General features: G+C 33.1%; 27 protein-coding genes, 13 tRNA genes, 1 rRNA gene and 1 other annotated feature. Of the genes, 5 read left to right on the top strand and 36 right to left on the bottom strand.

Features of this window, described 5'->3' with window-relative positions; all coding sequences use genetic code 11:
• Nucleotides 1-46: 46 nt before the first annotated feature.
• Genes AC1RPH_RS02025 through AC1RPH_RS02015 form a run of 3 tightly spaced genes read right to left on the bottom strand, consistent with a single transcriptional unit; the run spans nt 47 to nt 2,011 of the window.
• Nucleotides 47-916, bottom strand: coding sequence for an SPFH domain-containing protein (locus tag AC1RPH_RS02025; RefSeq protein ID WP_481761173.1), 870 nt, complete (start codon nt 914-916; stop codon nt 47-49).
• Between the two features lie 16 nt (nt 917-932).
• Nucleotides 933-1,124 carry a hypothetical protein gene (locus AC1RPH_RS02020; protein WP_481761172.1) on the bottom strand — a complete coding sequence of 64 codons (192 nt, stop codon included), beginning with the start codon at nt 1,122-1,124 and terminating at the stop codon, nt 933-935.
• 53 nt (nt 1,125-1,177) lie between these two features.
• The gene (locus AC1RPH_RS02015) at nt 1,178-2,011 is read right to left on the bottom strand and encodes a LicD family protein (protein WP_481761171.1); all 834 of its coding nucleotides are present in this window, start codon (nt 2,009-2,011) and stop codon (nt 1,178-1,180) included.
• 156 nt (nt 2,012-2,167) lie between these two features.
• On the opposite strand from AC1RPH_RS02015, the gene AC1RPH_RS02010 reads away from it, so the two are divergent.
• Nucleotides 2,168-2,788 (top strand): DedA family protein, encoded by a 621-nt coding sequence (locus AC1RPH_RS02010; protein WP_481761170.1) that lies wholly within the window; start codon nt 2,168-2,170, stop codon nt 2,786-2,788.
• Between the two features lie 54 nt (nt 2,789-2,842).
• Here AC1RPH_RS02010 and AC1RPH_RS02005 read toward each other — a convergent pair whose 3' ends face one another.
• The 7 genes from AC1RPH_RS02005 to AC1RPH_RS01975 all read right to left on the bottom strand — a co-directional run bounded on the left by AC1RPH_RS02005 (nt 2,843) and on the right by AC1RPH_RS01975 (nt 9,767).
• Entirely contained in the window at nt 2,843-3,037 is a 195-nt protein-coding gene (locus AC1RPH_RS02005) for a hypothetical protein (RefSeq protein WP_057973343.1), read from the bottom strand.
• A gap of 182 nt (nt 3,038-3,219) precedes the next feature.
• Entirely contained in the window at nt 3,220-4,407 is a 1,188-nt protein-coding gene (locus AC1RPH_RS02000; protein ID WP_481761169.1) for an acetate/propionate family kinase, read from the bottom strand.
• 141 nt (nt 4,408-4,548) lie between these two features.
• Complete coding sequence (locus AC1RPH_RS01995) at nt 4,549-4,989, bottom strand: MarR family transcriptional regulator (protein ID WP_409022730.1); 441 nt, start codon at nt 4,987-4,989, stop codon at nt 4,549-4,551.
• A gap of 83 nt (nt 4,990-5,072) precedes the next feature.
• Nucleotides 5,073-8,036: a YhgE/Pip family protein gene (locus AC1RPH_RS01990; RefSeq protein WP_481761168.1), complete on the bottom strand. Its 2,964-nt coding sequence runs from the start codon at nt 8,034-8,036 to the stop codon at nt 5,073-5,075.
• A gap of 164 nt (nt 8,037-8,200) precedes the next feature.
• A complete protein-coding gene (locus AC1RPH_RS01985; RefSeq protein WP_481761167.1) occupies nt 8,201-8,560 on the bottom strand; it encodes a hypothetical protein in 360 nt (119 codons plus the stop codon).
• Nucleotides 8,561-8,882: 322 nt separating this feature from the next.
• A complete protein-coding gene (locus AC1RPH_RS01980) occupies nt 8,883-9,206 on the bottom strand; it encodes a hypothetical protein (RefSeq protein ID WP_481761166.1) in 324 nt (107 codons plus the stop codon).
• A 114-nt stretch (nt 9,207-9,320) separates the two neighbouring features.
• Nucleotides 9,321-9,767, bottom strand: coding sequence for a universal stress protein (locus tag AC1RPH_RS01975; RefSeq protein ID WP_481761165.1), 447 nt, complete (start codon nt 9,765-9,767; stop codon nt 9,321-9,323).
• A gap of 104 nt (nt 9,768-9,871) precedes the next feature.
• Here AC1RPH_RS01975 and AC1RPH_RS01970 point away from each other — a divergent pair, with 104 nt between their 5' ends.
• From AC1RPH_RS01970 to AC1RPH_RS01955, 4 genes are all read left to right on the top strand, one after another.
• On the top strand, nt 9,872-10,396 hold the full coding sequence (locus tag AC1RPH_RS01970) for a GNAT family N-acetyltransferase (protein ID WP_481761164.1): 525 nt from the start codon (nt 9,872-9,874) through the stop codon (nt 10,394-10,396).
• A 114-nt stretch (nt 10,397-10,510) separates the two neighbouring features.
• On the top strand, nt 10,511-10,759 hold the full coding sequence (locus AC1RPH_RS01965) for a hypothetical protein (RefSeq protein WP_057973335.1): 249 nt from the start codon (nt 10,511-10,513) through the stop codon (nt 10,757-10,759).
• A gap of 103 nt (nt 10,760-10,862) precedes the next feature.
• Nucleotides 10,863-11,141, top strand: coding sequence for a hypothetical protein (locus AC1RPH_RS01960; RefSeq protein WP_409022736.1), 279 nt, complete (start codon nt 10,863-10,865; stop codon nt 11,139-11,141).
• Nucleotides 11,142-11,149: 8 nt separating this feature from the next.
• Nucleotides 11,150-11,233: transfer RNA gene (locus AC1RPH_RS01955), tRNA-Leu, on the top strand.
• A gap of 822 nt (nt 11,234-12,055) precedes the next feature.
• Here AC1RPH_RS01955 and AC1RPH_RS01950 read toward each other — a convergent pair.
• From AC1RPH_RS01950 to rrf, 26 genes are all read right to left on the bottom strand, one after another.
• Nucleotides 12,056-12,304, bottom strand: a complete 249-nt coding sequence (locus AC1RPH_RS01950) for a hypothetical protein (protein WP_481761163.1) — start codon at nt 12,302-12,304, stop codon at nt 12,056-12,058.
• A 330-nt stretch (nt 12,305-12,634) separates the two neighbouring features.
• Nucleotides 12,635-12,829 (bottom strand): hypothetical protein, encoded by a 195-nt coding sequence (locus tag AC1RPH_RS01945; protein WP_481761162.1) that lies wholly within the window; start codon nt 12,827-12,829, stop codon nt 12,635-12,637.
• A complete protein-coding gene (locus AC1RPH_RS01940) occupies nt 12,829-12,987 on the bottom strand; it encodes a hypothetical protein (protein WP_481761161.1) in 159 nt (52 codons plus the stop codon). The genes AC1RPH_RS01945 and AC1RPH_RS01940 overlap by 1 nt, the downstream gene beginning before the upstream one ends.
• 110 nt (nt 12,988-13,097) lie before the next feature.
• Complete coding sequence (locus tag AC1RPH_RS01935) at nt 13,098-13,466, bottom strand: hypothetical protein (protein ID WP_481761160.1); 369 nt, start codon at nt 13,464-13,466, stop codon at nt 13,098-13,100.
• Nucleotides 13,439-13,948, bottom strand: coding sequence for a hypothetical protein (locus AC1RPH_RS01930; RefSeq protein ID WP_481761159.1), 510 nt, complete (start codon nt 13,946-13,948; stop codon nt 13,439-13,441). The genes AC1RPH_RS01935 and AC1RPH_RS01930 overlap by 28 nt, the downstream gene beginning before the upstream one ends.
• Nucleotides 13,949-14,099: 151 nt before the next feature.
• Complete coding sequence (locus AC1RPH_RS01925) at nt 14,100-14,780, bottom strand: hypothetical protein (protein WP_481761158.1); 681 nt, start codon at nt 14,778-14,780, stop codon at nt 14,100-14,102.
• A 137-nt stretch (nt 14,781-14,917) separates the two neighbouring features.
• Nucleotides 14,918-15,688, bottom strand: a complete 771-nt coding sequence (locus tag AC1RPH_RS01920) for an ATP-binding cassette domain-containing protein (protein WP_481761157.1) — start codon at nt 15,686-15,688, stop codon at nt 14,918-14,920.
• A 436-nt stretch (nt 15,689-16,124) separates the two neighbouring features.
• Nucleotides 16,125-17,522, bottom strand: coding sequence for a dipeptidase PepV (gene pepV, locus AC1RPH_RS01915; RefSeq protein ID WP_481761156.1), 1,398 nt, complete (start codon nt 17,520-17,522; stop codon nt 16,125-16,127).
• A gap of 169 nt (nt 17,523-17,691) precedes the next feature.
• Nucleotides 17,692-18,405, bottom strand: a complete 714-nt coding sequence (locus AC1RPH_RS01910) for a pseudouridine synthase (RefSeq protein WP_481761155.1) — start codon at nt 18,403-18,405, stop codon at nt 17,692-17,694.
• Nucleotides 18,406-18,418: 13 nt separating this feature from the next.
• A complete protein-coding gene (locus AC1RPH_RS01905) occupies nt 18,419-20,068 on the bottom strand; it encodes a putative polysaccharide biosynthesis protein (protein WP_481761154.1) in 1,650 nt (549 codons plus the stop codon).
• A 154-nt stretch (nt 20,069-20,222) separates the two neighbouring features.
• Nucleotides 20,223-22,637, bottom strand: a complete 2,415-nt coding sequence (gene leuS, locus AC1RPH_RS01900) for a leucine--tRNA ligase (RefSeq protein WP_481761153.1) — start codon at nt 22,635-22,637, stop codon at nt 20,223-20,225.
• 56 nt (nt 22,638-22,693) lie between these two features.
• Nucleotides 22,694-22,899, bottom strand: a binding site (T-box leader).
• A gap of 28 nt (nt 22,900-22,927) precedes the next feature.
• Nucleotides 22,928-24,391, bottom strand: a complete 1,464-nt coding sequence (locus tag AC1RPH_RS01895; RefSeq protein ID WP_481761152.1) for an MDR family MFS transporter — start codon at nt 24,389-24,391, stop codon at nt 22,928-22,930.
• A gap of 63 nt (nt 24,392-24,454) precedes the next feature.
• On the bottom strand, nt 24,455-25,642 hold the full coding sequence (metK, locus tag AC1RPH_RS01890) for a methionine adenosyltransferase (protein WP_481761151.1): 1,188 nt from the start codon (nt 25,640-25,642) through the stop codon (nt 24,455-24,457).
• Between the two features lie 76 nt (nt 25,643-25,718).
• Nucleotides 25,719-25,791: transfer RNA gene (locus tag AC1RPH_RS01885), tRNA-Asp, on the bottom strand.
• Between the two features lie 2 nt (nt 25,792-25,793).
• Nucleotides 25,794-25,867: transfer RNA gene (locus tag AC1RPH_RS01880), tRNA-Met, on the bottom strand.
• Between the two features lie 12 nt (nt 25,868-25,879).
• A tRNA-Glu gene (locus AC1RPH_RS01875) sits at nt 25,880-25,951 on the bottom strand.
• A gap of 13 nt (nt 25,952-25,964) precedes the next feature.
• Nucleotides 25,965-26,052 (bottom strand) — tRNA-Ser (locus AC1RPH_RS01870).
• Between the two features lie 12 nt (nt 26,053-26,064).
• Nucleotides 26,065-26,139: transfer RNA gene (locus AC1RPH_RS01865), tRNA-Ile, on the bottom strand.
• Between the two features lie 11 nt (nt 26,140-26,150).
• A tRNA-Gly gene (locus AC1RPH_RS01860) sits at nt 26,151-26,221 on the bottom strand.
• A 17-nt stretch (nt 26,222-26,238) separates the two neighbouring features.
• A tRNA-Phe gene (locus AC1RPH_RS01855) sits at nt 26,239-26,311 on the bottom strand.
• Between the two features lie 6 nt (nt 26,312-26,317).
• Nucleotides 26,318-26,390 (bottom strand) — tRNA-Asp (locus AC1RPH_RS01850).
• Nucleotides 26,391-26,395: 5 nt separating this feature from the next.
• Nucleotides 26,396-26,468, bottom strand: a tRNA-Val gene (locus tag AC1RPH_RS01845).
• Between the two features lie 22 nt (nt 26,469-26,490).
• Nucleotides 26,491-26,562, bottom strand: a tRNA-Glu gene (locus AC1RPH_RS01840).
• A 9-nt stretch (nt 26,563-26,571) separates the two neighbouring features.
• Nucleotides 26,572-26,660, bottom strand: a tRNA-Ser gene (locus AC1RPH_RS01835).
• A gap of 17 nt (nt 26,661-26,677) precedes the next feature.
• Nucleotides 26,678-26,750, bottom strand: a tRNA-Asn gene (locus AC1RPH_RS01830).
• A gap of 17 nt (nt 26,751-26,767) precedes the next feature.
• A 5S ribosomal RNA gene (rrf, locus tag AC1RPH_RS01825) occupies nt 26,768-26,843 on the bottom strand; the annotation flags it as partial.

Raw genomic sequence — 26,843 nt, 5'->3', positions numbered from 1 at the left:
CTCATTCCTAGTAAAAAAACTTCCAAGGAATAACCTCTTGAAAGTTTTATTTAGCTTCTGGTTTTAATAATGCATTAATTGCTGGAATTTGACCTAAGCTATCTATCGCATTACTTGGCATAACAACTGTATTTGCGTCACTCTTGGCCAATTCTTTAAAAGCCTCAATATTTTGGCTAACAAAATAACCATTACCAACTTTATTTAATGATAAATTAACTGCATCTATTCGGTATGCTTCAGCATCGGCCGTCTTTTTAACTGCTTCAGCCTTTGCTTGGGCTGAATTAACCCATGCATCATTATCAGCTTTATTTTTTAGTGCAACTGATTTACTGTAACCTTCTGCTTCAGCAACAGTAGCATCACGATTTCTAGCGGCTTTCAATAACTTATTCATTGAATCTTGAATTTCAACTGAAGGTTTTACTGTATCAATATTAATTCGATCAACATTTAATCCATAACCAGCTGTCACATTAGAAATTTCGCCAAACAAACCGCGATTAATTTCTTGCGTTCCATTCAAAACTTCATCTAACATTTTATTACCAATGATGCCACGCAAAGAGGCACGTGTATCTTGAATCATACTACGAACAGAGTCTTCATTTTTAAACACAAAATCTTGGATGTCAGTAACGTGATACTTCAATGAAATTTTAACTTCAATTTCAGCATTATCTTTTGTAATCACAACTTGTTTATCAAGATCTAAAGGTTGTTGTGCCGTACTAACACGAATTACTGAAGAAATAAATGGTTTAATAAAATGTAAGCCTGGAGCTAATGTTGTTTCATATTTTCCTAAAGTTATAACAACACCTTGATGCGGTTGTCTAATAATTCGGATAGTTGCTGGTAAAATCATGACCAATAATATAACAATAATAATAACGACTAAAAGTCCCAACATAATAATTTAACCACCTTTATATTTTTTTAACGTCTAACCCTTCAACATGTGTTTTAATGATTCGAACAACATCTCCACTTACTAATGTTTCATCACTAAAATAATGATAGTAGATACCAAAAAACTCGACCGTGCCATGAATATTTTTACTGTCAATTGTAAATTCCCGGTTAAGCAACCGCTCGTCAATAATTGATTTTCTATCCATATGAAAGCACCTCCATTTGTCATCTTTAAACGTATCTCATTTACGTCATAAAATCAATCAATTTCATTATCAAAAGTAAAATCATTTCGATCTAAAATAGTCACTTTTTCAATATGCTTTTCAATCTGTTTACTTTCAGGCGGTAATTGTAAATAATCACCATATAAACGGCTTAAAATTGCATCATATGCCCTTAAAATAGTTACCGTAAGGTTCTCAAAAGGAACTTGAATCACGGCTGCTAATTCCTTTTCTGATAGTAATTCTTTTTCATATGAGTATTGTGAAGCTAAATTTTTATATTCTGAAATGGTGTCATCTTGATTATAGGTTCTTACTAGTTCGTCTCTTTTTTCTTTATACTCTTTGGTTTTACGACTTTGATCAGGTTGTAATTTTCTAATCTTTGCGTTAATTTCAGTATCCATTAAACGATAATTGCTCAATAAAAGAATTTTCGCGTTAAGATATCGATATTTTGATTGTTGAATAGATCGTTCGACATCACCTGTTGGGACTTTATCAAAAGGAAAAATATCTACAAAAACACCTTTTCTAGCGTCATTAATATTTCTTTTCTCTTCAACATGAATAGATTCATCAAGTAGTTTTGCATATCCAAATGCATAGTTTGGATCACTTTGATCAGTTTGTAGAAAATAATAAGGCTGGCTAATCTCTTGGGGAGCGATTTGTAAGAATCGATCGTAGTCATCCCTTACCATTCCAATATCGACATCATCATCCCATGGAATAAACCCTTGATGTCTGACCGCACCTAATAAACTGCCACCAATCATAAAATACTTTATATTATTTTTTTGACAAATTTCAACGACTTCCCGGATTAAATCTAATTCTACCTTGTGTAATTCTTCAATTTTCATTTTTACCACCTTAAATCGTCTTATTCTTTCTTCAATTGTACCAAATTTAACTCTGAATACGAAAATTATTTAATTTTTATTAAGCTAATCCTTTTTCATTACTTTATTTCTTTGGCTCATGATATGCTTTAATTATTAAATAAAAGGGGTGCCTAAATGCAAGAAACCATAATTGACTTAATCGGCCAACATGGCTATCTAGGTGTTGCGTTACTGATCACCATTGAAAACATTTTCCCACCAATTCCTTCTGAAATCATTTTAACATTTGCAGGTTTTATGACGCTCTCAAGTTCTCTTACACCAATTGGTTTAATTATTTCTGCCACTATTGGGGCGACTATCGGGGCTTTAATCTTATATTCGATCGGTCGCTTTTTAAGTACAGAACGTTTAAATCAATTTTTCGCCAGTAAGTATGGTTCTTGGCTTGGTCTAAAACCTATCCATATTGAAAAAGCGACTGAATTTTTTGTAAAATATGAAAATCGTGCTATTTTCATAGGCCGTTTTGTTCCCATTGTTCGAAGTTTAATTTCTATTCCCGCTGGAATTACGAAATGTAAATTACGTTTTTTTATTCCATTAACCTTTTTTGGAACATTAATTTGGAATACTGTCCTCATTTATCTTGGGGCATTTGCTGGGAATGCTTGGGCGGAAGTTGCAGCAACAGTTGATATTTTTGCTACAGTAGTTGGTATCATCTTATTAATCGTTTCGTTCTTCGGAATCTACAAACTAATTAATTTAAATAGGAACAAAAAAAACGATTAAATTCAATTATGAATTTAATCGTTTTTTACTACTTTTATTTCTCAAAAAGTAGGATTAATCTTCCGCAACATCGATAGCTTCTAATAGAATATTCAGTTCAGAACATTCTCTTTCAAGCGATTTTTCCTCTTGGAAAAAGCTATCTCGAATTGATGATTGTTGTCTGTTTCCAATGTTACTTCTAAGATCAGCAAGTTTTTGCATCGCTGCTTGATACTCACTCATAATATCAAGTTTACACCTACTCATTAAGTTACGCCTCCGAATGATGACAACAACTTGTTGTCAGTAATAATAATTTATAATGTCTAATTTAACACTTTTTTAATAACTTGTTAACCCTTTAAATATTACCGTTATGTTACAAAATAAAAAAGACATCACAATGTGATATCCCTCTTATTTTAAGCTACTATTTTAAATGGTTATTTTTACATTAATGATTGAACATCGCGTGCAATAACTAATTCTTCATCAGTAGGTATCGCAAAAATCTTAACGGCAGACTCTGGCGTGCTAAGCATAACCTGTTCACCCATTTTTTCGTTATTTTCAGCATCAAAGCCAACACCTAAATATGCTAAATGTTCAATAACGCGACGACGTACAATCCGATCATTCTCACCAAGACCAGCAGTGAAAATAATACCATCAACCCCTTGCATTTCTGCAATGTATTGACCAATATATTTAATAATATTTTGAACATAGATTTTAACAGCTAAATCAGCACGAGGATTTTTTCCTAATTGAGCTTTAACATCACGCATATCAGGAGAAATCCCTGAAATACCAACTAGCCCAGATTCACGATTCAAAATATTAATCATTTCATCTATATCAGTAATTTTTAATTGTCTCATCATGTAAGCAACTAACGATACATCTACATCACCTGAACGTGTTGCCATGGTAATTCCAGCAAGTGGTGTAAAGCCCATTGATGTATCAATTGATTTACCACCAACTGTAGCTGTAATTGATGCTCCTGCACCTAAATGTAATGTAATTAATTTTAACTCTTTAGGGTCTTTATCAATTAGTTTTTCGGCTTCTGAGACGACATAACGAACGCTTGTCCCATGAGCACCATAACGTCTTGCGGCATATTTTTCATACCATTCATAAGGTACACTGTACATGTAACTTTCTTCTGGCATCGTCTGATGGAAGGCTGTATCAAATACAGCGACACTTACTGCATCTGGTAAGATTTCTTCAAATGCCTGGATACCTAAAAGATTAGCTGGATTATGTAATGGTGCTAATTCAGATAATTCATTAATTTTTGCAATTGTATCGGCATTTACTAATGTTGATTTTTTGAAATATTCACCACCAGCAACAACGCGATGTCCAACACCGGAAATTTCATTAAAATCAGCAATAATATCCAATTGAAGCAATAATTTAAGTAATAACTGTACACCTACTGAATGATTGTCGATATCTAATACATCTTCATATTTTTTTCCGTTACCATATTTAATCGTTAAAATTGAGTCTTTAAGTCCAATTCTTTCAATCAATCCTTTAGCAATAACAGTTTCCTCTGGCATGCTAAATAATTGGAATTTTAAACTTGAACTACCTGCGTTAATTGCAATAATTTTTGTCATATTCTTCCTCCAATAATGATTTCATTTGGTATTAATTTAATCCTTAAAAAACAATTATTTTTTTAAGTAGTATATTAAACTAATATACTACTTATAGAAAACGCATACAACACTTTCAAGCAAAAAATGGTACACAGAATTTTATTTTCTGTCTACCATTATTTTTTGCCCGAATTCTTTCATTAAACTAAGCAGTAGAACTGCCTTATCTTCACCTAAAACATTTACCCAAGTATCAAACCGTTTCTTAATTGACTCAGTCACAACTCGTTCTACTTTTGCACCCTGATCAGACAAGCGTAGGTTTATTCTTCTTCTATCAACTGTGTCTTGTTCTTGATAGATGTATCTTAATTGTTTTAGTACGTTTAATTGGCGTGCAATTGCACTCCTTGAAACATTTCTTTTTTTAGCGATATCAACCATGCTTATATCTTCAGTGCTATGGATATCTTTTAAAATCAAGAATTGTTCAAAAGATAAATTAAACTCACTAGTAGGTTGTGAAATGAATCCTTCCACATTCTTAAAAGTTCCTAAATACATACTAATATAGTCATCCATTAACTTAGTTGTTGTCATTGCTAATTCTCCTCTGCATGTTCTACCTACAGTTAAATTTAGCATAAAACGCGGTTAATTACTATATCTAATCAACTGTATCTCTATTTTTCTTTTTCAGTTGATACCGTTAATTGTTTACGATTTACAAACGTCCAAACCACACCCAGTACTACGGCTGTAACAAGTAATGCAAGCACTGAACCAATCATACCAGAACCTTGGCTATTAATTGCATATGTGAAGCCATTTAATACATGTGTAACAGGTAAGAACTCTGCAAATACTTGATAAGCATTTGATAACATCGTATTTGGAATAACTTGTCCTGTAATCACTAATTGTACGAGTAGTAATGCTAAAGATAAGAGAATACCCATTGTTCCAAGGAGTTCGTCAATTACCACACATAAAAGAGTAAAGATTATTCCCGATAAGAACGTAAAGATTACGAAACTAATTGGATGTTCAATTGTTACACTAAAGAATAATGTTAATAAGAGAACTCCTGCTGTTTGAATAACAGAAATAAATAACATTAGGAAAAGGTTCTGTAACCAGTTTTGTGATAATTCATTCTTCTTACGGTATCTGAATAAAATTAATTGAGTTACAATTGCACCGACAAATAATGATAAAACAATCACTAATGGGGCAAATGTATTTTTCAAAGTTTTAGCGAGATTGTCACTTTCAGTTTCTGTTTTAACAGGTTCAACGAATTGAGCCACATTTTTTGGAGATGAATTGATATTACCAACCTGTGATGCTCCTGCTGCTAATTTAGTATTTAATAATGTTACACCATCATTAGCTGTATCCAATCCTGATGTTACTTGTTTAGACCCATCAGCTAATTTTTGTGAGCCATCAACTAATTGAGGACTAGCAGCTGCCAATTGTGTATCACCATCTGTTAATTGTGTACTTGCCGCTTTTAATTTCGAACTTCCATCTGTCAATTGTGTACTAGCAGTTGTCAATTGTGTACCACCACTAACAAGCTTATCAGATCCTGCTTTCAATTGTGTACCACCTGAAACTAACGTTTGTGTTCCTGCCTCAAGTTGTCCACCTGCTGTAACAAGTTTTTGCGATCCTGCTCTTAAAGCAGTAACACCTGTTATTAAAGTTGGTACATTACTATTTAATTGATTAATACCATCAGTTACTTGTCCTGTTCCTGCTGTATATCCTAAGATACCAGCTGACAATTTGTTAATACTACCTGTCATGATTGAATTCTTAATTGTTGCATTAATTGTTTTTTCACTTGTAACATCAACACCAGCACCATTAACACTAGCATTTAATTTACCAGCAACTTGTGCATTAGCATTTGATGCTATCACTAATGAATCAATTTGATCACTCAAGTCTTTTGTATCACCTAAAAGACCAATCATTGAATCGCTCGTCAAGGTATCAGTATTACTCAATAATGCAGTTGCTTGTGTCGAAATTTTAGCAAATTTTTCCAACATGGCTTTAAGATCTACATCACCCATTGTTGATTTAAATTCAGCCATTAAGCCACCTACATCACTCATCACTGCCTCTAACATCGCTTTTGTATCTGTTAAATTTTTACTTACCCCAGTTATATTTGTACCAACAGTTGTTATTGCTGTATCTGTTTTTGTGATTTGTTGTAAAACAGTGTCTTTTTCTTTTTGGCTCATTGTTGTTGAGTCATTAATCATCGTACGAACCTTCTTGTTAGAAGTCGATGCCTGACCTTTAGCTAATGTCAAACTAAACATCTTTTGTGTTGTATCTGAATTAATTGCATTCATTTGAGTTTGAACAGTTGTTAATTTATCCCCTGCCGCCATCAATTTTGTTACTAATCCAGGTAATGCTTGTAATGTTTCAATTGATCCTGAAATTTCTTCAAGTTCAGCTTTTAATTCTTTTGATCCTTGCTTTGTATCTTTAATTTGTTGAATTATTTCAGGAATATGATTAATAATTTCGCTACGAGATTTTAATCTTGTTTGAATTTGAGTTACACCAGTTTTAATACCAGTTGAATATGCTGTTAAACCTGCTACCGCCATCGGTAACGATTGGCTACCTGACATACTTGCAGCTAATGTTTTCGCACCATTATTTAAATCATTCGAGTTCGAATTTAATGTAGTTGCACCAGTTGCTAACGTGCCTACACCAGCTGCTAATGTAGATCCGCCAGTTTGCAACGTAGAAAGTCCCGCATCTAATGTTTTATTCCCATCAACATATTGAGTCACACCATTTGATAAGGTTGGTGCACTAGCAACAAGTGTATTAATTCCTGAGGCTAATTGATTATTACCATTCACCAGTGTACCTACACCAGTTGTATAGGTATTTACACCATCAGCTAAAGTATCAACCCCAGTTGTATAAGTATTTAATCCTGTTTTTAATGTCTGATTACCTTTATCAAAGGTCACCATACTTGTTGCCAATGTATTTAAATTTCTAGTAACTTCTTTACTACCATTTTTTAATTTAACGGTTCCTTTATTTAACGTTTTTACACCAGTTGAGGCTTCTTTAACACCTGAACCTAATTGTTTAACGGAACCAAGTAATGCAGAATCATACGCTTTTTGGATATTAGTTAAAACTTGTGATTTCAATTGTTCTGCAACCTGTTTTGTAATCAATTGCGAAACATAGTTATTTGTATCTGATTGTTTTGTTTTTAACAAACTCACTTTTGGCGTTTCATCAAGTGCAGTTGTTGCGTTTTTTGAAAAATTACTTGGCAATGTAACTGACATTGTATAATCGCCTGAATCTAAATGTTTTTTCGCAGTTTCTGCGCTAACAAACTCCCATTTGGCTTGTTTATTGGTTTTAAGAATTTTAGTAACTTCCTTACCAACGTCAATTGATTTTCCATTAAATGATGCTTCTTCATCGTTATTTATAATAGCTACTTTTAAATTTCCTGTGTCCATTTGTTGCTTACTTGAAACTAACTTATAGGTTCCATATGCAATTAAACTTGGAATTAAACATGCAATTGCGATATACGCAACTGACCTCTTATTCTTTGACATAAATTCTTTGAACAAAATTATCCACCCTCTCTTTTTAGTTAATGGCATTAACGATTATTCGTTCCGTTAACCTCATTAACGATATTATGACTATATGTGTTTTTGATTCTTTTGTCAAATAATTTTCTAAAAAAATATCCCCACTGTCATCTAATCAACAGTGGAGATATCATTAAAATTCAATTTTTGATTAAATAGTAATACATGAATTGACCAGGAGCAATTAGGATTAACCCTGCAAATTGCATGACATAAATTAATAAGCGCGTTAAATTTTCAGTTGATACTTTACGTGTATTCATTTCTTGTCTAGAGTGTGGTTCCTCTACCTCGTCAATTTTAACTTTTTGCACTAATTTTTTATTTAATCCATTTAACTCGAGATTATATGGATAAAAAGTTAAAAAATTCAAAATTAAATAATAATTAATTAATAACCGCCAATTAGATGGACCTATCAAATTTCCAATTGCTAAAAGAATAATTAAAGACGCTAATCCCTTTAACAAGGAAATTGAATAATATTTAAATCGTTTCACAATAACCCTCCAGGAATTTCGCTTAATTTTAGAATATCATAGTTACTTAAAAACATTGATGCTCAGTAAGAATCTTTACTATTTATTAACCATTAATTTAAAAAATCTGTTTTACCATGCTAAACTACTTTTTATAAAGTTAGTCATCTGGATGGCACCACTACACATACGAAATTCTCTCTAAGATCAGCTAACATGTCACAACATTTATTCATTTAAAAAAAATAAGCCTTTCCCAAATATTAAGTTCCTCAAAAATTAGGTTACTTATACCTAACTTTTGTGAATTCTTTAATTTAAGATATAGACTTTTAATGCAACATTAATTATCTAATAATAACAGCTTATTGACTCTTATTCTTGAACGATTCACAGCAATCATTGTTACAACATAAAGTGTTACAAAATAACTCGTTTCTATTGTTGTTCCAATAAAAGCGCAAACGAGAGCTAAAAAGAACATTCCATTGCCAAGGACTTGCCATTTTCGTTTCTCAATTGCGTAGTCTGCTAATATTTTAGTCTCTTCAGGACCTAGTGAGTCCACAGTTCTAACATTAGCTTGACGCACTTTAGTTAATTGTAGAGACAACTTAACATTATAAATAATCAAAATTGCCATAACTAAATATAAACCTATTTCCACCAGTACCCCTTCTCTCTTTTAATCTAATATGACTATTTTTTAATTCATTTTTACTTTATACTGAGTTAGTCCTATAAATAATAAAAGAGTTGCTAAATTACGCAACCCTCTTTATTATTTAACAACTAAGACATCACAAGGTGCTAAACGAGTAACGTAATTTGTAACTGCACCCATTAACATTCTTTCCACTGCCTTCAAGCCAGATTGACCCATGATAATTAAATCTGAATGATGATCTTCAATAAAATCTTTGGCAATTACTGTTTTAGGACTACCAAAACGAATATGAATATCAACATCTGTAAACCCATTTTTTACAATATCTTCTTTTAATTCATTCATATATGCTTCTGTATCTTCAAAAGTCTGATAGACGATTGAACCGCCCCCATCCATCATTCCTGAAAAACTTACAGAAAATTGACGCGTATCAATTACGTTTAAAATATCTAAATGTGCATGGTTTGCTTTAGCACTTTCTACTGCACGCTTTAATGCTTTTTCAGCTGAATCTGATCCATCAACTGGGACTAAAATATTTTTATATTCTTGTTCCATATTTGCCACCCCATATCTTTTATTTGTAGTTACAGTATATCATTAAAATTGTATTAGATGTTAGCGTTTTACCTACAAAATTTGAAATAAAGAAGGTTTTCAGTATGTTATTAAAAAGGATTTCTATTTTTAGTGCCCCCTACGTGGTTCGAGAGTTAACCGAAAAAGATCTAACTCAAATGTTAGAATTAGAAAAAAGTCAATCTACTTACCTAAAACTCCAAGGTAAACAAGATTTAGCCATTGAAGAAATAAAATCTGATTTAACTTCGATCCCGTTGTCAGTTAAAAGTGATCAAAAATGGACACTGGGCTTCTTCAAAGCAGATAAATTAGTAGCTATGATTGATTTTTTAACAGATTATCCTGAAGTTCAATCCGTTTGGATTGGTCTATTATTAGTTTCGAAAAACGAAGAACAACAAGGTATCGCGACACATTTATTAAAAGCCCTGCTTAAATCTTTTAAATCTGAACAGTTTACCAATGTACAAACGCTGAAATACGAACAAGAAGAAGTAAATCAAAAATTATTGGAAAAATTTAATTTCACTGATAAACAATCGCTAATCTTAAAAAGCCCTGATGGAGTCGACATCCCTGCAATACTTTCAAAATTAGATTTATAAAGCAAAATTATTATCTAATTCTCTTAATAACATTTTTATCTTTTTTCATTTCCTATGATTTTAGTCATCTAGGTGTTATGATTAATATAGTAAGAAACTGGAGGAAGAAAACATATGAGCAAAAATTTATTAGCAGATCTTGAGAAAAACTTCATCACAAGCGATGAAACTTCTAAAACATTTAAGGTTCCAAGCAAAAAGGAAGATCTAACAATAAAGATTGACAATGATATTTTTGAAAAAGTTTCTAAAGATGACGAAAAATTAGAACGTTTAATCAAAAATTTACTTAAATTCAGTTCAAAGAGTAAGGCTAAAGAATTAATTTCAATTAATAAACGTAACTACCGTATCTTCATGTAACCTACAAAACTAGCCTAGTTGAGACTAACTCTTGAGGCTAGTTTTTTTAATCCTTGTCAATCTAGCATTTTTATCTTAAACTATTACTCAAGGAGTGATTTATATGTTCTTAACAACCGGAGATGTTAACCGTTCTTATGCTATTAAAGGCATCGTTAATGCGACAGCCAAGATTGTACTAGAAGCCGATGAAATTGATCGTGTAGATGATTTTGATACCTTATATGATCGTGTCCAAGCAGAACTAGCAGAACGCGCAATTAATAAAGGTGGCGACGGGATTATTAACGTTCATTTCGAACCACAAACTGTTCGTGTAACGATTGCCCCAAGATTCTTAGTTTTACATGGCTACGGTACTGTTATTGAGTTTTCAAAGTAATTTATTTTGCGCTTGTGGCGGAACTGGCAGACGCGCAGCGTTCAGATCGCTGTTTGGGTTTCCAAGTGCAGGTTCGATTCCTGTCAGGCGCATTGTTATCATTGATATACCATCGTTTAACCAACTTTTATGTGGTTTTTGTGTGGTTAACATCTAATTTACCGTATATATTGATCCAATTCGTATTTATTTACGAGTTGGATTTTTTAATTAATAAAATGAATATGTTTCATATACTATTTAAAAAGGAGAAAAAATACTATGACTTATTTACAATCTTTCGTTGCGACTTTACCAGCCATTTTTGCTGCCTCCGCCGCAATATTTAGTGCTATTTCTTTCTCACAACAGCAATAAAATAAGTAAGCGTCAAGAACAATATGAAAGGCAAAAAAATATTATTCAAATATCATCGCGTATTACGGCATCTGCTAGTTCTTACTCTACTGAAACAGGGATACCTCAGGTAACCATTACAAACTATTCAAATTATGTTATTCATGATGTTATCATCATTCCTACTATGAATGAAAGTTCTGTCGTGTTACCTGATTTTAAGCAGTTTTTTAAAAACCACAATGATTTTGGTACCCCTAGGATTCTCGCCTTAGCAAGTGAACCAATAACGATGAGCTATCCGTTACCTGATATGGGCATGTCTAGGCACTGTGTATATTGTATCGTCTATACAGACCCGTTCGGTAATTATATATATACAGACAGGAAAGACCTACCTCATACAGACCCTGATATTTATACCAAGCTAATAAAATATGGTAGATCAATACCTGATTTAATACACTCTGTTTAACAAAAAAGCAAACTCCTTAATTATTAAAGAGTTTGCTTTTTAAATTATCTAATCAAATAAAAAATTGTAGAAATGTTCTTCTACAATTTTTTCTCACGTTAATTTATTTTTTTAATCTTTTATATATAAATAAATAGCCTAGTTCATAGATGATAAAAGCACTCACAATATAAATCTCATTCAAGCCAGTACTTTTTCTATAAGGTATGGCTACAACCATTACTATTAATATTATTACGTACGTAACAAGAATAAAATAATCTAAATGATGTCGTTCTAACCATTGGCGTGAAGGAAAGAAAACTGTTATTAATATCGCGATAATTGCCCAAAAAATAGGTTGTATTTGCATTAGTTCATCTCCTTACAGGTAAATAAAAACAATCGTATGTGCTGTCCAATAAGCAACTGTATCATTAAAATGTAAATGTTTAACTAATGCTTTTCTCATTCCAGTTTCTATCTTTCCTTCAAAAATATATTAAATAACGTTGATACACATTCATATCTACGCTTTATTTATGTAGTTGTTTAATGTCTAAGTTTTAAGACTAACTTATCGTAGTAATTATACTACATACTCAGTATAGACACTAAACTATTCAGTTTGTTGTCTACCTACTTTAGATAAAAAACAAGGGGATCAGAAATATATCTGAATACCTTGTTTTTTATCATACATTTATTCTTTATCTTTTAATTTTTTTTCTAAATTCAAAACTTTAACAATTGTTATGTTTAGTAATTCTTCCCTAATTTTAGTTATTTCATACGATAATTCAAGCAATTTATTTTTAATATTTAAAAAATATACAAATTGTACGATAAAGATTAAAAATAATACAAATAAAATAATAAATAAATTAGGCTCGCTCATTATTTATCTCCTCTAAATTCTTTTAATCTATCTTTTTCTTTCTCAATCTTTTTATTACCATTATTTATTGACTTTTTTATCCTTACTATAGAAAGAGTAAGATATAAATTCATCATAAACACAAATAATAACACCGTTAGCATTGCTGGAATTGCCATCTATATTATCTCCTATATTCTTTATTCTTGTGGCAATGTATCAACCAAAAGTCCAAAAGCAGCAACTGCTGGAGCTGCTACTAATAATTCTGGTATAGAAGCAACAAACGCTACAGCCATGATAACCGCTGACCAATAACAATCCATGCTCCGACAATTTCCAATCCACTAACTATATCATAAACATAATTATACGAAACTTCGGGATATATGGGACTAACCACTGGTTGCTTATAATAAATTTCAATCGTATCTGATATTTTATTACTTTCATCACCCTCTGTATATGATTCATTATACGTTATCTTCATACCAATTTGCCAAGGTTCTTCTGCCCTTGTTGCAACTCCCATTATTAACATCCCGTTTTGGAGATTACCCGCAATACGATTAACTATTCCCATGGTATCTAAATAATTAATAACACCATATTTAATCTTCATTATATCAGCTATATCATTTTGAAAAGAACTCTCCATTTACCATTGTGAATGGTAAATGGAGAAGATGAATTTCCTGTCTCTACACTCCAACTATCTTTAACTGTAAGCCATGCATCTATCCCTGGAAGAACCGTAGGACCATATGTTTTTCCCATTTCAAATGTTATATCTTTAAAAGAATTTAACATTTGCACTGATTTAATAAATCGATGTGTCACCTTATTTACAGATATATCCTCCGATACATCAAAATTCTTACAGCCTAAATCCTTACCTGATGAAGAGACTTGATCAATATCAACTCCACCATGCGTATATTCAGTAAATTGATCAAAGTCCCAACCCTCAGGCATTGGGAACCCTAAGTTTCCACTCCATCCCGTTGACATATTTGAAACATAGAAATTATTTATTTTGTTTCTTTTAGCGTGTAAACATATGTTTCTCGTTCCATAAATACCATCGCTAGGTAGAATACCAAAATAAGCTGTATAATTTTTATTTAAATTTCGTTGCATTGAACGAATATTTTAATCGCCACCCTCGAGTATCTCTTTTTGATTTGTTTTCATCCTCTATTTATTAATTTTCTTTATAATCAACTCTTTGAAATTAGCAGAACTGATATTAACATATAGGTAACATAAGGTTCTTTTTTTCAAATTAAAATCAATCTTTATGATAAACATTTGTAAATATTGAAATAATTATTAGTAGTATTCCAAATATAATCGTTATAAGTATAGCTTGCAAAAAATCAGAACTAATTCCTAGTGACGAGAACAAAATAGAGTTATTTCCTATCCTGATATTTTTAATACTTTCATAGCGTGCAATAGCTGCGATTTGATAACCAGGCCACAATTTTAAAGTATGCTGCATAAAAGCTGGAAGATCCCCATAAACAATATAAGTTCCTGAAAGAAAACCGGACATAGTACCAACAATTGCTGACAATGATGAAAAACTAGACGTAGTATTTAAAAAATCTGTCACCAATGAAAACAGTAAACTTGAAAATACAATTAGTAAAACATTAAATAGAAATACTACAAAAAATGTTACATTATAAGCATTATAATGATAAGTTAGAGATAGATACGCATAACATATTAATGAGAAAATAAATGTCGACACAATACCTTCCATGACTGACGTCAAAGTATACAATTGATTAATTGTACTACTTTTTATTTGACTGTTAACAATAAAATCATCTAATCTCTTATTCTTTTTATCTTCCAGTTTTTGACCAAATGCGATTAGTGTACTAGTCATTGAGACAATAGAAATCAACCCAGAAATCATCCATGTATCAATAAACTGTTCACTATGATTAATTCCAGCCAAAGAATCGACTAAATTAGAGCGAAGAAAAAATATATAAATTACAAGACTTATAACCATACCTAAAAATGAAAAAAAGATACCAACTTTATCTTTTATGAAAATTAGAATGTTTCTTTGAATAAACTGTTTATTCATCCTTAAATTCCTTCCTCCATATTTTTAAATAAGTCAGTATAGGTTGCCTTTCTTATTTCAAAGTTTTCATTTATCAAATGATTATCTTCAATAAATCTCACTGCTTCTGCAGACGTATTAAAATACCTATCATCTTCAGTTTTATTCAAAATTAATTTAACTTTTGAAATTTTATTCATAAATGTAACCATTTCTCCAAAATATTTAACAGTTCCATTTGATACGAAAATAATTTTATTGGCATTTTCTAATTCGCTTAATAGATGAGTAGTAAATAACACACCACAATTATTCTCTTTTAAATACTCATCAAGATCATTCCAAATTAATTGACGTATATCAACATCAATTCCAGCTGACATTTCATCTAATAGTAAGCAATTCGGCTCTACAGCAATCGCTCTTAAATAATTAACAATACGTTTCTGCCCACCAGATAAGCTAGAATACTTTAAGGACTCATTGATGTTCAAGTTTTTCATTTTTTCCTGAATACTTTTTATTTTTTCTTTATTTTTAATTCTGAAACGTAAGTTTTGAATAACGGTCAAATCATCATCAAGAACATTGTTTTGAAAAACAGTCGCTAATTTAACATTAGTTTTAATTATTTTCCCCGTTGATGGCATTAATAACTCCATCATAATATTCAGAATGGTTGTTTTTCCTGATCCATTTAAACCAACGAGAGCAATTTTATCTCCTTGATTGAGATAAAAAGAAACGTCTTTTAGAATACTTCCTCTTGATACATTATCTACTACTAACTTCATTTGACCACCTCATAAAAGTGACTATTTTTCATTCTATCCACGAACAAATTGAATATAATCTGATACATAGTAAACTAAAAACAAACTTTGAACCAGAATTATTATAACACCATGTTAATCGCTTACATAATATTTTGAAGTTTTAATTCAAATATTGTGACGAAGACTGAAAATACGCTTCTACTGATACCATACTGTTTACTAACTTACGTCTTCAATTTAGTTCCCATTAACTATGTTTAAACGGTTTAAATTTTGTATTAAAGTGGAAATTTAATCATAAAAATACCCCTAACGTTTTTCAACATTAGGGGTATAGGTTACATTATTTTTTACAAATGATTACATATTAACGATACTTTAAAGATGATAAATCTTTTAAAAAAAGCCATCCTAAATGTATATTAGTATCATACAAGTATATAAAATTAATTATTTACTTGATCAATTCGTATATTCCTTCAGCATATATGGCAGCAGCTTTCAGCACGTCATCTAAAGGAATAAATTCATTGGCCTGATGCATTGTATCAGGTACACCTGGGAACATTGCACCAAAAGCAACACCACGTTTTAGGAGACGACCATACGTCCCACCACCAACGACTAAACCTTCAGCTTTTTCGCCAGTTTGTTTCGTATAAACACCTAATAATGTTTTAACCAAAGGATCTTCTGGTGAAACGTAATGAGGTCCTTGTAACCTACCTGCTTCAATTACAACATTCATTTCATTTGTTACATTTTCAAGACCACGTTTAATATCTACTTCCGTCATACCTTTAGGGAAGCGGAAATTCAAGGCAATTTGTCCACCTTTATCAGCTTTAAATGTGAAAATTCCAGAATTCATCGTTAAATCGCCCATGATATCATCAGTGAAGGCAATACTAAAGTTGTTCATACGTGAATCTCTGTGTAAGTAATCAGCAGCCAAACGAAGATAGTTAGCAGCATCCCCACCAAAATTAAATTGGTTCAAGAATAATGCCAAGAAAGTTCCGGCATTTTCTCCATTTTTAGGTTCTTGTGCATGGGCTGCTTTTCCTACCATCGAGATAGTCACAATATCATTATTGCGTTCCATTTTACCTGTAACAATATTAGCAGCAATAAAATCGTTAAATACTTCTTCCATCTCAGCGCCGTCTTCTGTTTTAATAACAGCTTTAGCATCGCGAGGAACCATATTTTCACGGAGGCCAGCATCAAATTCAAGCAATTGATCCTTATCTCCATTTGATCCTTTAAAGTTTAAGAAGTAAGTAATATTTCCCTTTTCACCATTAATGATTGGGAAAAATGCATCTGGTGAAAATCCAAAATCAGGTTCAGGCATATTTTCAAGGTAATGAGTCATTCCTCTCCAACCACTTTCTTCATCCGTTCCAATAATAAATCGAACTTTTTTAGAAACTGGTAATCCTAATTCTTGAATGATTTTTAAACCATAATATGCAGCCATTCCTGGTCCTTTATCATCTGAGGCACCGCGAGCATAAATTCGACCATCTTTCACGACTGGTGTGAATGGATCAGTATCCCAACCGTTACCAGCAGGCATAACGTCAACGTGAGCTAAAATACCTAACGTTTCATCCCCCTCACCAAATTCGATATGTCCGGCTAAACCATCAAGGTTTAATGTTTCAAAACCATCACGCGTTCCAATTTCTAAGAATTTATCTAACCCAGCTTTAGGTCCTGGACCTAAAGGTGCTTCAGTTGTTGCAATTGATTCATCACGAACACTTTCAATTTTTAACATTGCAAATAAATCTTCTAATAAGGCGTCTTGACGCTTTTCAACTTCTGCTTTCCAATCTATACTCATTTGAATTCCTCCTAAAATATTAGTAAGCCCATTTTATCACAAAATTTTAATAATCGGTATTTAAAAGCGTATTCAGTTAGATATATTGATAGACCTTACTACTCAATAAAGGAACATCAAAAACAAATAAAATAATAAAAAATTGCTGGCTAGTTACGCCAACAATTTTCTATTTGATTGATTCAATTTCTTCATCTGTTAAAGCACGATAGCGGCCTAACGATAGCGTTGGTTCTAACTCTAAAGTAGCCATTTTTTTACGTTCAAGTCTGATAACTTTCATACCGATAGCTCCAAACATTCGTTTGATTTGATGATACTTACCTTCAGTAATCGTAATTAAAACTTCTGAGATATTTGAATCACTATTATAAGATTCAACAATTAATTTTGCAGGTTTAGTTTGCATCCCATCTTTTAATAGCAATCCGGTTTCAAATTTAATCACATCGTCAGTAGTCACTTGCCCATCAACTTTAGCAAAGTACACTTTATCGATATGATGTTTTGGTGACAACATCTGATGACCTAATTGTCCATCATTTGTAATAAGCAATAGTCCAGTTGTATCCTTATCCAACCGTCCAACTGGAAATAAATCATCCCGATAATCGACGCTATTGAACAAATCCATCACTGTCTTTTGTTTCCTATCTTTAGTTGCCGTTAACACACCTGCTGGTTTATTTAAAAGATAATAATAATATTTTTGATAGTGAATTACATCACCATCTACCTGAATAACCGATTTTGATGGACTAACCTGAAGTTTAATGCTAGTGATTAACTCGCCATCAACAATCACTTTCTTCTGTTTAATAATTTTTCGAACATCACTTCTTGTACCAAATTGCGTTTCCGTCAAAAATTTATCAATTCTCATTTTAAATTAAACCTCACTTAATTCTCAATCTACGGCGTAATCCAGCAACCCGTTCGCCCAATATTTTGTCGGCTAATCTTGTTTTTAAACTGAAGTAAATATATATGTAGCCACCTAATCCAGCGGCAGCAATAATTGTGATAATTGCACTAATTCGGCTGTCTATTGGTAAAAATAGATAAGCAATTTTTACTACTATAAATGCGGTAAAAAATGTTATTAGTGCATAAAGCATCATTTTATTTAATCTTGTTTGTATTAATTTTACATTTAAATGGAACATTTTGTGTAATGAGCGAATCATTAGCCATGAACTTACGCCCATCCCGATCCCTGTAGCTGCTAATGGCCCAAAGGCACCTAACCAAGCTACTAATGGATATTGAACAATTAATTTAACTACCACTCCAACGACAAAATATATAATTGCTTTTTTATTTTGATAAACACCTTGTAAAATAGCAGAAACAACTGTGAATAATCCTAAGAAGATTGATTCATACGCTGAAAATTGTAAAACATAGATTCCAACTGGATCATACCCATAGAAAACAACATATAGTGGGTGAGCAACAGCTGCCATCCCTAAGGCACAAGGTAACATTACGAAAAAGAACAATTGTAAGGTGTCAGAAGTTTGTTCACTCAAAGCCTTTTTATCATTTCTTGTATATGCCTCAGATAATAACGGAATAGCTGTAATAGACATGGCAGACGCAATAGAAATAATAATCATAACTAATTTATTAGCATTAAAACTAAATAATGCCCACAGTTCATTTTGAATCGTTCGTGAGTAGTTTGTAACATGGCTCATAATACCAAAGAAGGTATACTGATCAATCAATCCAAAAATCGTAATGGCAGCGCCAATAATAATAAAAGGAATAGATTCCCTGATAACTTCTTTAATAATTTGTTTGGTAGAAATTGTTAACTTATTATCACTATTGGCAACTAATCGATCCAATTCTGGTTTTCGACGATAAAAATACCATACTAAAACTAGCATTCCGCCTAAGGCCCCAATAAAAGCCGCAAAAGTTGACTGCGTTACACCTGTAATATAACTACCATGACTAATTTTCATGATGATAAAAGTTGCGGCAAGCATATAAATAACTCGAGCAATTTGTTCAAAGAACTGTGAAATTGCTGACGGAGCCATTTCCTGATAGCCTTGAAAAAAGCCTCGTATTAAACTCATCATAGGAATAATCAATAATGCCCAAGATAAGGATCTAAAGACTGGAATCACATTCTTATCACCACTTGTAATGTATGGTGCGATAATCCATAATATTACTGCACAGACTACACCCATAATCGCCATTAAAGCCATCCCATATTTAAATAGGCGTCTTCCAATACCATATTCATTTTGTGCATTGTAATGCGCAACCTGCTTAGCTACGGCTGAAGGAACACCAGCAACAGCAATCATTAAGAAGAAACTGTAAACGTTATAACCCATACTATAAAGTGCATTAGCTTGTAATCTATCTGGTCCCAACCACATATTCCATGGAATAATATAAATTGCCCCTAAAACTCTTGAAAAAATACTACCAGCAGTCATCCAAGCTGATCCTTGCAACATCTTTTGTTTAGCGTCATTTTGTTCAGAAGCTGCTTGGCCCTCTACTTCGATATCTTCATCCATTACTTTTGTACCCTACTTTCTGATCATACTTAATCTTACCATTTTATAGCTTTTAAAATTCAGTTGCAATTTATTTTTTGAATTTTAACCAAAAATAAATAGGAACCACAAAATATCGATAATTTTGTAGTCCCCGTTTACTTAAATTAAAGCTTTAATTTGCGACAATATTAACTAACTTACCAGGGACAGCAATTACTTTTCGAATTGTTTTACCTTCAAGTTCTTCTTTAATTTTGTCATCATTTAAAGCCATTTTTTCTAATTCATCTTTAGTTGCATCTTTTGAAACCACGCTATGTTGACGCACTTTACCATTTACTTGTAAGACAATTTCAACTGTATTTTCAACAAGTTTACTTTCATCAAATATTGGCCATGCAGCATAACTAATTGATTCCTTATTTCCTAACAACGACCAAACTTCTTCAGCCATGTGTGGCGCTATTGGTGCAATCAATTGAATAAATCCTTCAACTTGTTCTTTAGCTAACGATTTAACTTTAAAAGCTTCATTAACAAAAATCATCAATTGTGAAATAGCTGTATTAAAATGAAGTGCTTCGTAATCTTCAGTTACTTTTTTTACTGTTTGATTATAAATCTTATCAAGTTCACCATCATTTTTATCAACAATAGCTGCGCTAATTTGATTATCTTCATCCATAATTAAACGCCAAATACGTTCAATAAATTTATGCGAACCATTTAACCCATCTTCGCTCCAAGCAATTGAGGCATCTAATGGACCCATAAACATTTCATAAAGGCGCAAAGTATCCGCACCAAAACGTTCAACGATATCATCTGGATTAACCACGTTACCTTTAGACTTAGACATTTTTTCATGATTATCGCCCAAAATCATCCCTTGATTAACTAACTTTTGGAACGGCTCTTTAGTAGGTACAACGCCAATATCGTACAAGAATTTATGCCAGAACCTTGCGTATAGCAAATGTAACACAGCATGTTCTGCACCCCCAACATAAACGTCAACAGGTAACCATTCTTCTAACTTTTTATGGTCAGCAATTTCATTAGGGTTATGTGGATCAATAAAACGAACAAAGTACCATGAACTACCAGCCCATTGTGGCATCGTATTCGTTTCACGTTTACCTTTACGCCCATTTTCGTCGACAACATTAATCCAGTCAGTTAAGTTGGCTAATGGACTCTCACCTGTTCCAGAGGGTTTAATATCCGTTGCTTCAGGTAATTCAAGTGGTAACTGATCTACAGGGACTGTTGTTGTTTCGCCATCTTCCCAGTGAATAATAGGAATTGGTTCACCCCAATATCGTTGTCTTGAAAATAACCAATCACGTAATTTATAATTTGTTTTCTTTTCACCAATGTTATTATCTTCCATCCAAGCAATAGCTTTTTCGATAGCATCAGCTTTCACTAAGCCATTTAAAAAACCAGAATTAATATATTTACCAGGTTCAGTATTTGCTTCATCAGTTATTTCAGGTCCTTCTATAACGGGTAAAATATCCAATCCATATTTAGTTGCAAATTCGAAATCTCTTTCATCATGTGCAGGTACTGCCATAACAGCACCAGTTCCATACGATGCTAGAACATAATCAGCAATCCAAATTGGTAATTTTTTACCATTTACAGGATTTATTGCGTAAGAACCAGTAAATACCCCAGTTTTATCTTTAGCTAAATCAGTTCTCTCTAAATCTGACTTAACTTCTATTTCTTTTTGATAAGCCTTAACAGCATCCTTTTGAGAATCAATAGTAATTTTATCAATTATATCTAATTCTGGTGCGACAATAATATAAGAAACACCATAAATAGTTTCAGGACGTGTCGTAAAGACATCAATTTTTATATCATCATGTTGATCGACTTTAAAGTTAACGCTAGCACCAGTTGATTTTCCAATCCAATTTCTTTGTTGCTCTTTGATGCTATCTGGCCAATCTAAATCGTCTAAATCTGAAAGTAAGCGATCAGCATAAGCAGTAATTTTTAAGACCCATTGGCGCATTGGTTTTCTGACAATTGGGTACCCGCCACGTTCTGTTTTACCATCAATAACTTCTTCATTAGCAACAACAGTTCCTAAATCAGGACTCCAGTTAACGGCAACTTCATCTTCATACGCTAAACCTTTTTCATATAATTTTTCAAAAATCCATTGTGTCCATTTATAATAATCAGGATCAGTCGTATTTAACTCACGACTCCAATCATATGAAAGTCCCAAGGATTTAATTTGACGCCTAAAATTATCAGTATTCGTTTTAGTAAATGCTTTAGGGCTATGTCCAGTATCAAGTGCATACTGTTCAGCTGGAAGACCAAAGGCATCCCATCCCATTGGATGTAAGACATTAAATCCTTGCATTCTCTTCATTCGAGCCAAAATATCTGTAGCCGTGAAACCTTCTGGATGTCCAACATGAAGTCCTTGCCCGGATGGATACGGAAACATATCTAATGCATAATAATTTTTCTTTTCAGGATCTTCAGTCGTTTTAAATGTCTGATTTGCATCCCAAAATGCTTGCCATTTTTGTTCGATTTCTTTATGGTTATATGCCATGTGTATTACTTCCTTTCTGATTATATATACAAAAAAGTCCTATAGAAGATAAACTTCTATAGGACGAATTTTCCGCGGTACCACCTATTATTCCAGTATAAAATACTGACTCTTTTTCATAACGTGAAATAACGTTCGCACCTACTACCGTTCAGTGAGAAAACTCAAGGATGAGTTCAAATAACCAACTATGTATATTTCCACTCCCATATACTCGCTGAAATAGTTAGTTACTTTACTAGTTCCTCTTAATCGTTTTATATTATTTTTAGTGTAGCAAACGAACCCTGTTATTGCAAATAATCTTTAGTCTTTTTATCGAATAAATTAATAATAATTGCAAGAATTACAATAAAAATACCTGCTATATATATCCCATGAAGACCTTGATACAAAACTTCACGTAATTTTGGTATTAAATGTTGCGGTAGTTGGTTAGCCGTTTGCGGATTAATTAAAATATCCATCATGCTGTCCTTTGTTCCAGGTGTTTTTACTATTTCCTTATGCATTTGTGTATTAAATATGATCCCAAAGACTGAAATCATTAATGTTTGTCCTAATGTACGACTTAAAGTATTAAATGATGTAGCCACACCTACGTCAGCCTGTGGTACTAAACTCTGTGCAGTAACTGTCGTAGTTGTAATGGTAATCCCAAATCCAATCCCTAGTACAGCCGAAATGATAAAGAAAAGATAAAAAGGTGTATTTATAGGCAAAGTACCTAGTGCAATGGCACCCACTAAAATAAAAAATAGACTAATCGATAAAACTTTTTTTGGTGTCCAAGCTGCCATCATACTTCCAGCAAAAAAGGAACCAGCTATCCATAAGATGGAACTGGGTGTTACTGCAAATCCTGCCATTGATGCTTTTAATCCTAATATTCCTTGAGTCCATGTTGGTATATAAACTTCAAATCCAATTAAAAATCCAGATATTAATGCTGCTACTACATTTTGAATCACAAATGTTCTATTATTAAAAAGTTTCAATGAAATAATTGGATCTTCAACTCTTTTTTCCCATTGAATAAATAATAAAAGCGACATAATAAATATAAAGAAAGAAATTAAAACAATCAGGTCTATACCATCATCGCCCCAACGTTGAAAACTATATAAAATAGATAAAATACTAAGCATTAATAATATACTGCCTAAAAAATCTATTTTTGAACTCATAATTCTTCGCTTTTCTTTGAAAAAAATTTGTATCATTGCTATCGTCACTAACCCAATAGGTAAATTAATGAAAAATACCCAGTGCCAATTAAGATGATCAACAATGAAACCACCTAACAATGGTGCAACTATTGACGCTATACCCCAAGCAGATCCGTTTAATCCCATTATTTTAGCACGTTTGTCCACAGAATAAATATCAGCAATTATAGTAAATGACACTGGCATTATAGCACCCGCCCCGATACCTTGAATAGCCCGCGAAATAATTAATGTGGCCATACTATTAGAAAATCCACAGAGAGTTGAACCAACCAAAAATATGACAAGACCAAAAATAAATACTGGTTTACGTCCTAAAACATCTGCGAGCTTACCGTATATTGGTGTCATCATGGCATTAGTTAATAAATATATTGAAAAAACCCAATTCATTAATGAAACACCATGAAGTTCACCAACAATAGTTGGCATAGCTGTTGAAACAATTGTTCCTTCAACGGCTGTTAAAAATGTTGCTACAAATATAGCAATTGTAACTAATTTTACATTTGTTTTTGAATTCATAAAGTACCTCCTAAATAAAAAATGACTCTATTAAAATGATATTTAATAAAGTCATTTTTTATTTTAATTTAATTCGTTAAGTAAACTTTTAATCTTATCTGTTTTTTCCCAAGGTAAGTCAATATCTGTACGACCAAAATGACCATATGCTGCTGTCTGTTTATATATTGGGCGACGTAAGTCTAACATTTCAATAATTCCTGCAGGCCGTAAATCAAAAATTTTACGAACAGCTTGAACTAAATCCAATTCGTCATATTTAGATGTACCAAATGTATTAATATTAATTGATACAGGTTGAGCAACCCCAATTGCATACGCAAGTTGAACCTCAACCTGTGATGCAATTTTAGCTGCAACTATATTTTTTGCAATATAGCGAGCAGCATAACTAGCTGAACGATCAACTTTTGTTGCATCTTTACCGGAGAAAGCACCTCCACCATGATGTGCATATCCACCATATGTATCAACAATTATTTTTCTTCCAGTAAGTCCAGCATCACCCTTTGGACCACCGATAACAAATCGTCCGGTTGGATTAATATAATACTTTGTATCTGAATCCAACAAATCAGGGTCAATAATAACTTTAATTACTTTTTCAATCATATCATCTTGAATTTGTTTCAATTCCGTTTTTTCATCATGTTGTGTAGAAATAACAACAGTGTCAATTCTAAATGGTTGACCTTTATCATTATATTCAACAGTTACCTGTGCCTTAGCATCAGGTCTTAAGTATTCTAATTCCTTATTTTTTCGTAAACTTGCAACACGTTGCATTAATTTGTGACTAATTGAAATCGGTAATGGCATGAGTTCCGGTGTTTCGTCTACCGCATATCCGAACATTAATCCTTGATCACCTGCACCAATCTGATCTAAAGGATCTAAATCACCGTTTTTAGTTTCTAAAGATGTATCAACACCTAATGCAATATCAGGAGATTGTTCATCTATAGCAACCATAACAGCACAATTATCACCATCAAAACCAACTTGTGAATTAATATATCCAATTTCCTTAATAGTTCGTCTTACTACCTGCTGAATATCAACGTAGGCATTTGTTGATATTTCACCAACTACAAGAACTAAACCAGTTGTTACAGTTGTTTCGCAAGCAACCCTAGCATTAGGATCCTTTTCTAAAAGTGCATCTAATATTGCATCACTTATTTGATCTGCAACCTTATCCGGATGACCCTCTGATACCGATTCTGACGTGAATAGATGTTTTTCAGTCATTTTTATCTCCTTAAAGTAAATAAAATTAAAAAAAGAACCTCAACTATAAAAGTTTAGGTTCCAATAATACCTGTGACGGTCCTAACCGGATTTGAACCGGTGATCTTCCGCGTGACAGGCGGACGTAATAACCCCTATACCATAGGACCAATTGCGGGAGCAGGATTTGAACCTACGACCTTCGGGTTATGAGCCCGACGAGCTACCAGACTGCTCCATCCCGCGATAATATTAAACTGACCCGTACGGGATTTGAACCCATGTTACCGCCGTGAAAGGGCGGTGTCTTAACCACTTGACCAACGGGTCATAACACGAAAAACGGAGAAGGAGGGATTCGAACCCTCGCGCCATTTTCACGACCTACACCCTTAGCAGGGGCGCCTCTTCAGCCACTTGAGTACTTCTCCATAAATTATTGATGGGCCTAAATGGACTCGAACCATCGACCTCACGCTTATCAGGCGTGCGCTCTAAACCAGCTGAGCTATAGGCCCAAAATCATAAAAGCGGGTGACGAGAATCGAACTCGCGACAACAGCTTGGAAGGCTGTGGTTTTACCACTAAACTACACCCGCAAAATATTATAAATAAATGGCGCAGGACAGAATCGAACTGCCGACACATGGAGCTTCAATCCATTGCTCTACCAACTGAGCTACTGAGCCATTAAACGGTCCTAACCGGATTTGAACCGGTGATCTTCCGCGTGACAGGCGGACGTAATAACCCCTATACCATAGGACCTTCGATGGAGGTTACAGGGCTTGAACCTGTGACCCTCTGCTTGTAAGGCAGACGCTCTCCCAACTGAGCTAAACCTCCAACATACACTATTTACTTTATATGACCCGTACGGGATTTGAACCCATGTTACCGCCGTGAAAGGGCGGTGTCTTAACCACTTGACCAACGGGTCAATTTGCAACGGAGAATAAGGGATTCGAACCCTTGAAACAGGAAACCCGTTTACATGATTTCCAATCATGCTCCTTAGACCAACTCAGACAATTCTCCACATTACAAAATAAAAACTCCGGCAGTAGGACTCGAACCTGCGACATCTTGATTAACAGTCAAGCGCTCTACCAACTGAGCTATGCCGGAATAAAATAATAAAAAAAGCATGGCAACGTCCTACCCTCGCAGGGGGCGACCCCCAACTACTCTTGGCGCTAAGAAGCTTAACTTCTGTGTTCG

This window comes from Dellaglioa sp. CoH-57-MRSF-16, assembly GCF_056782055.1.
The sequence above is the reverse complement of the archived record's forward strand: the minus strand, read 5'-3'. Positions and strand labels throughout refer to the sequence as shown.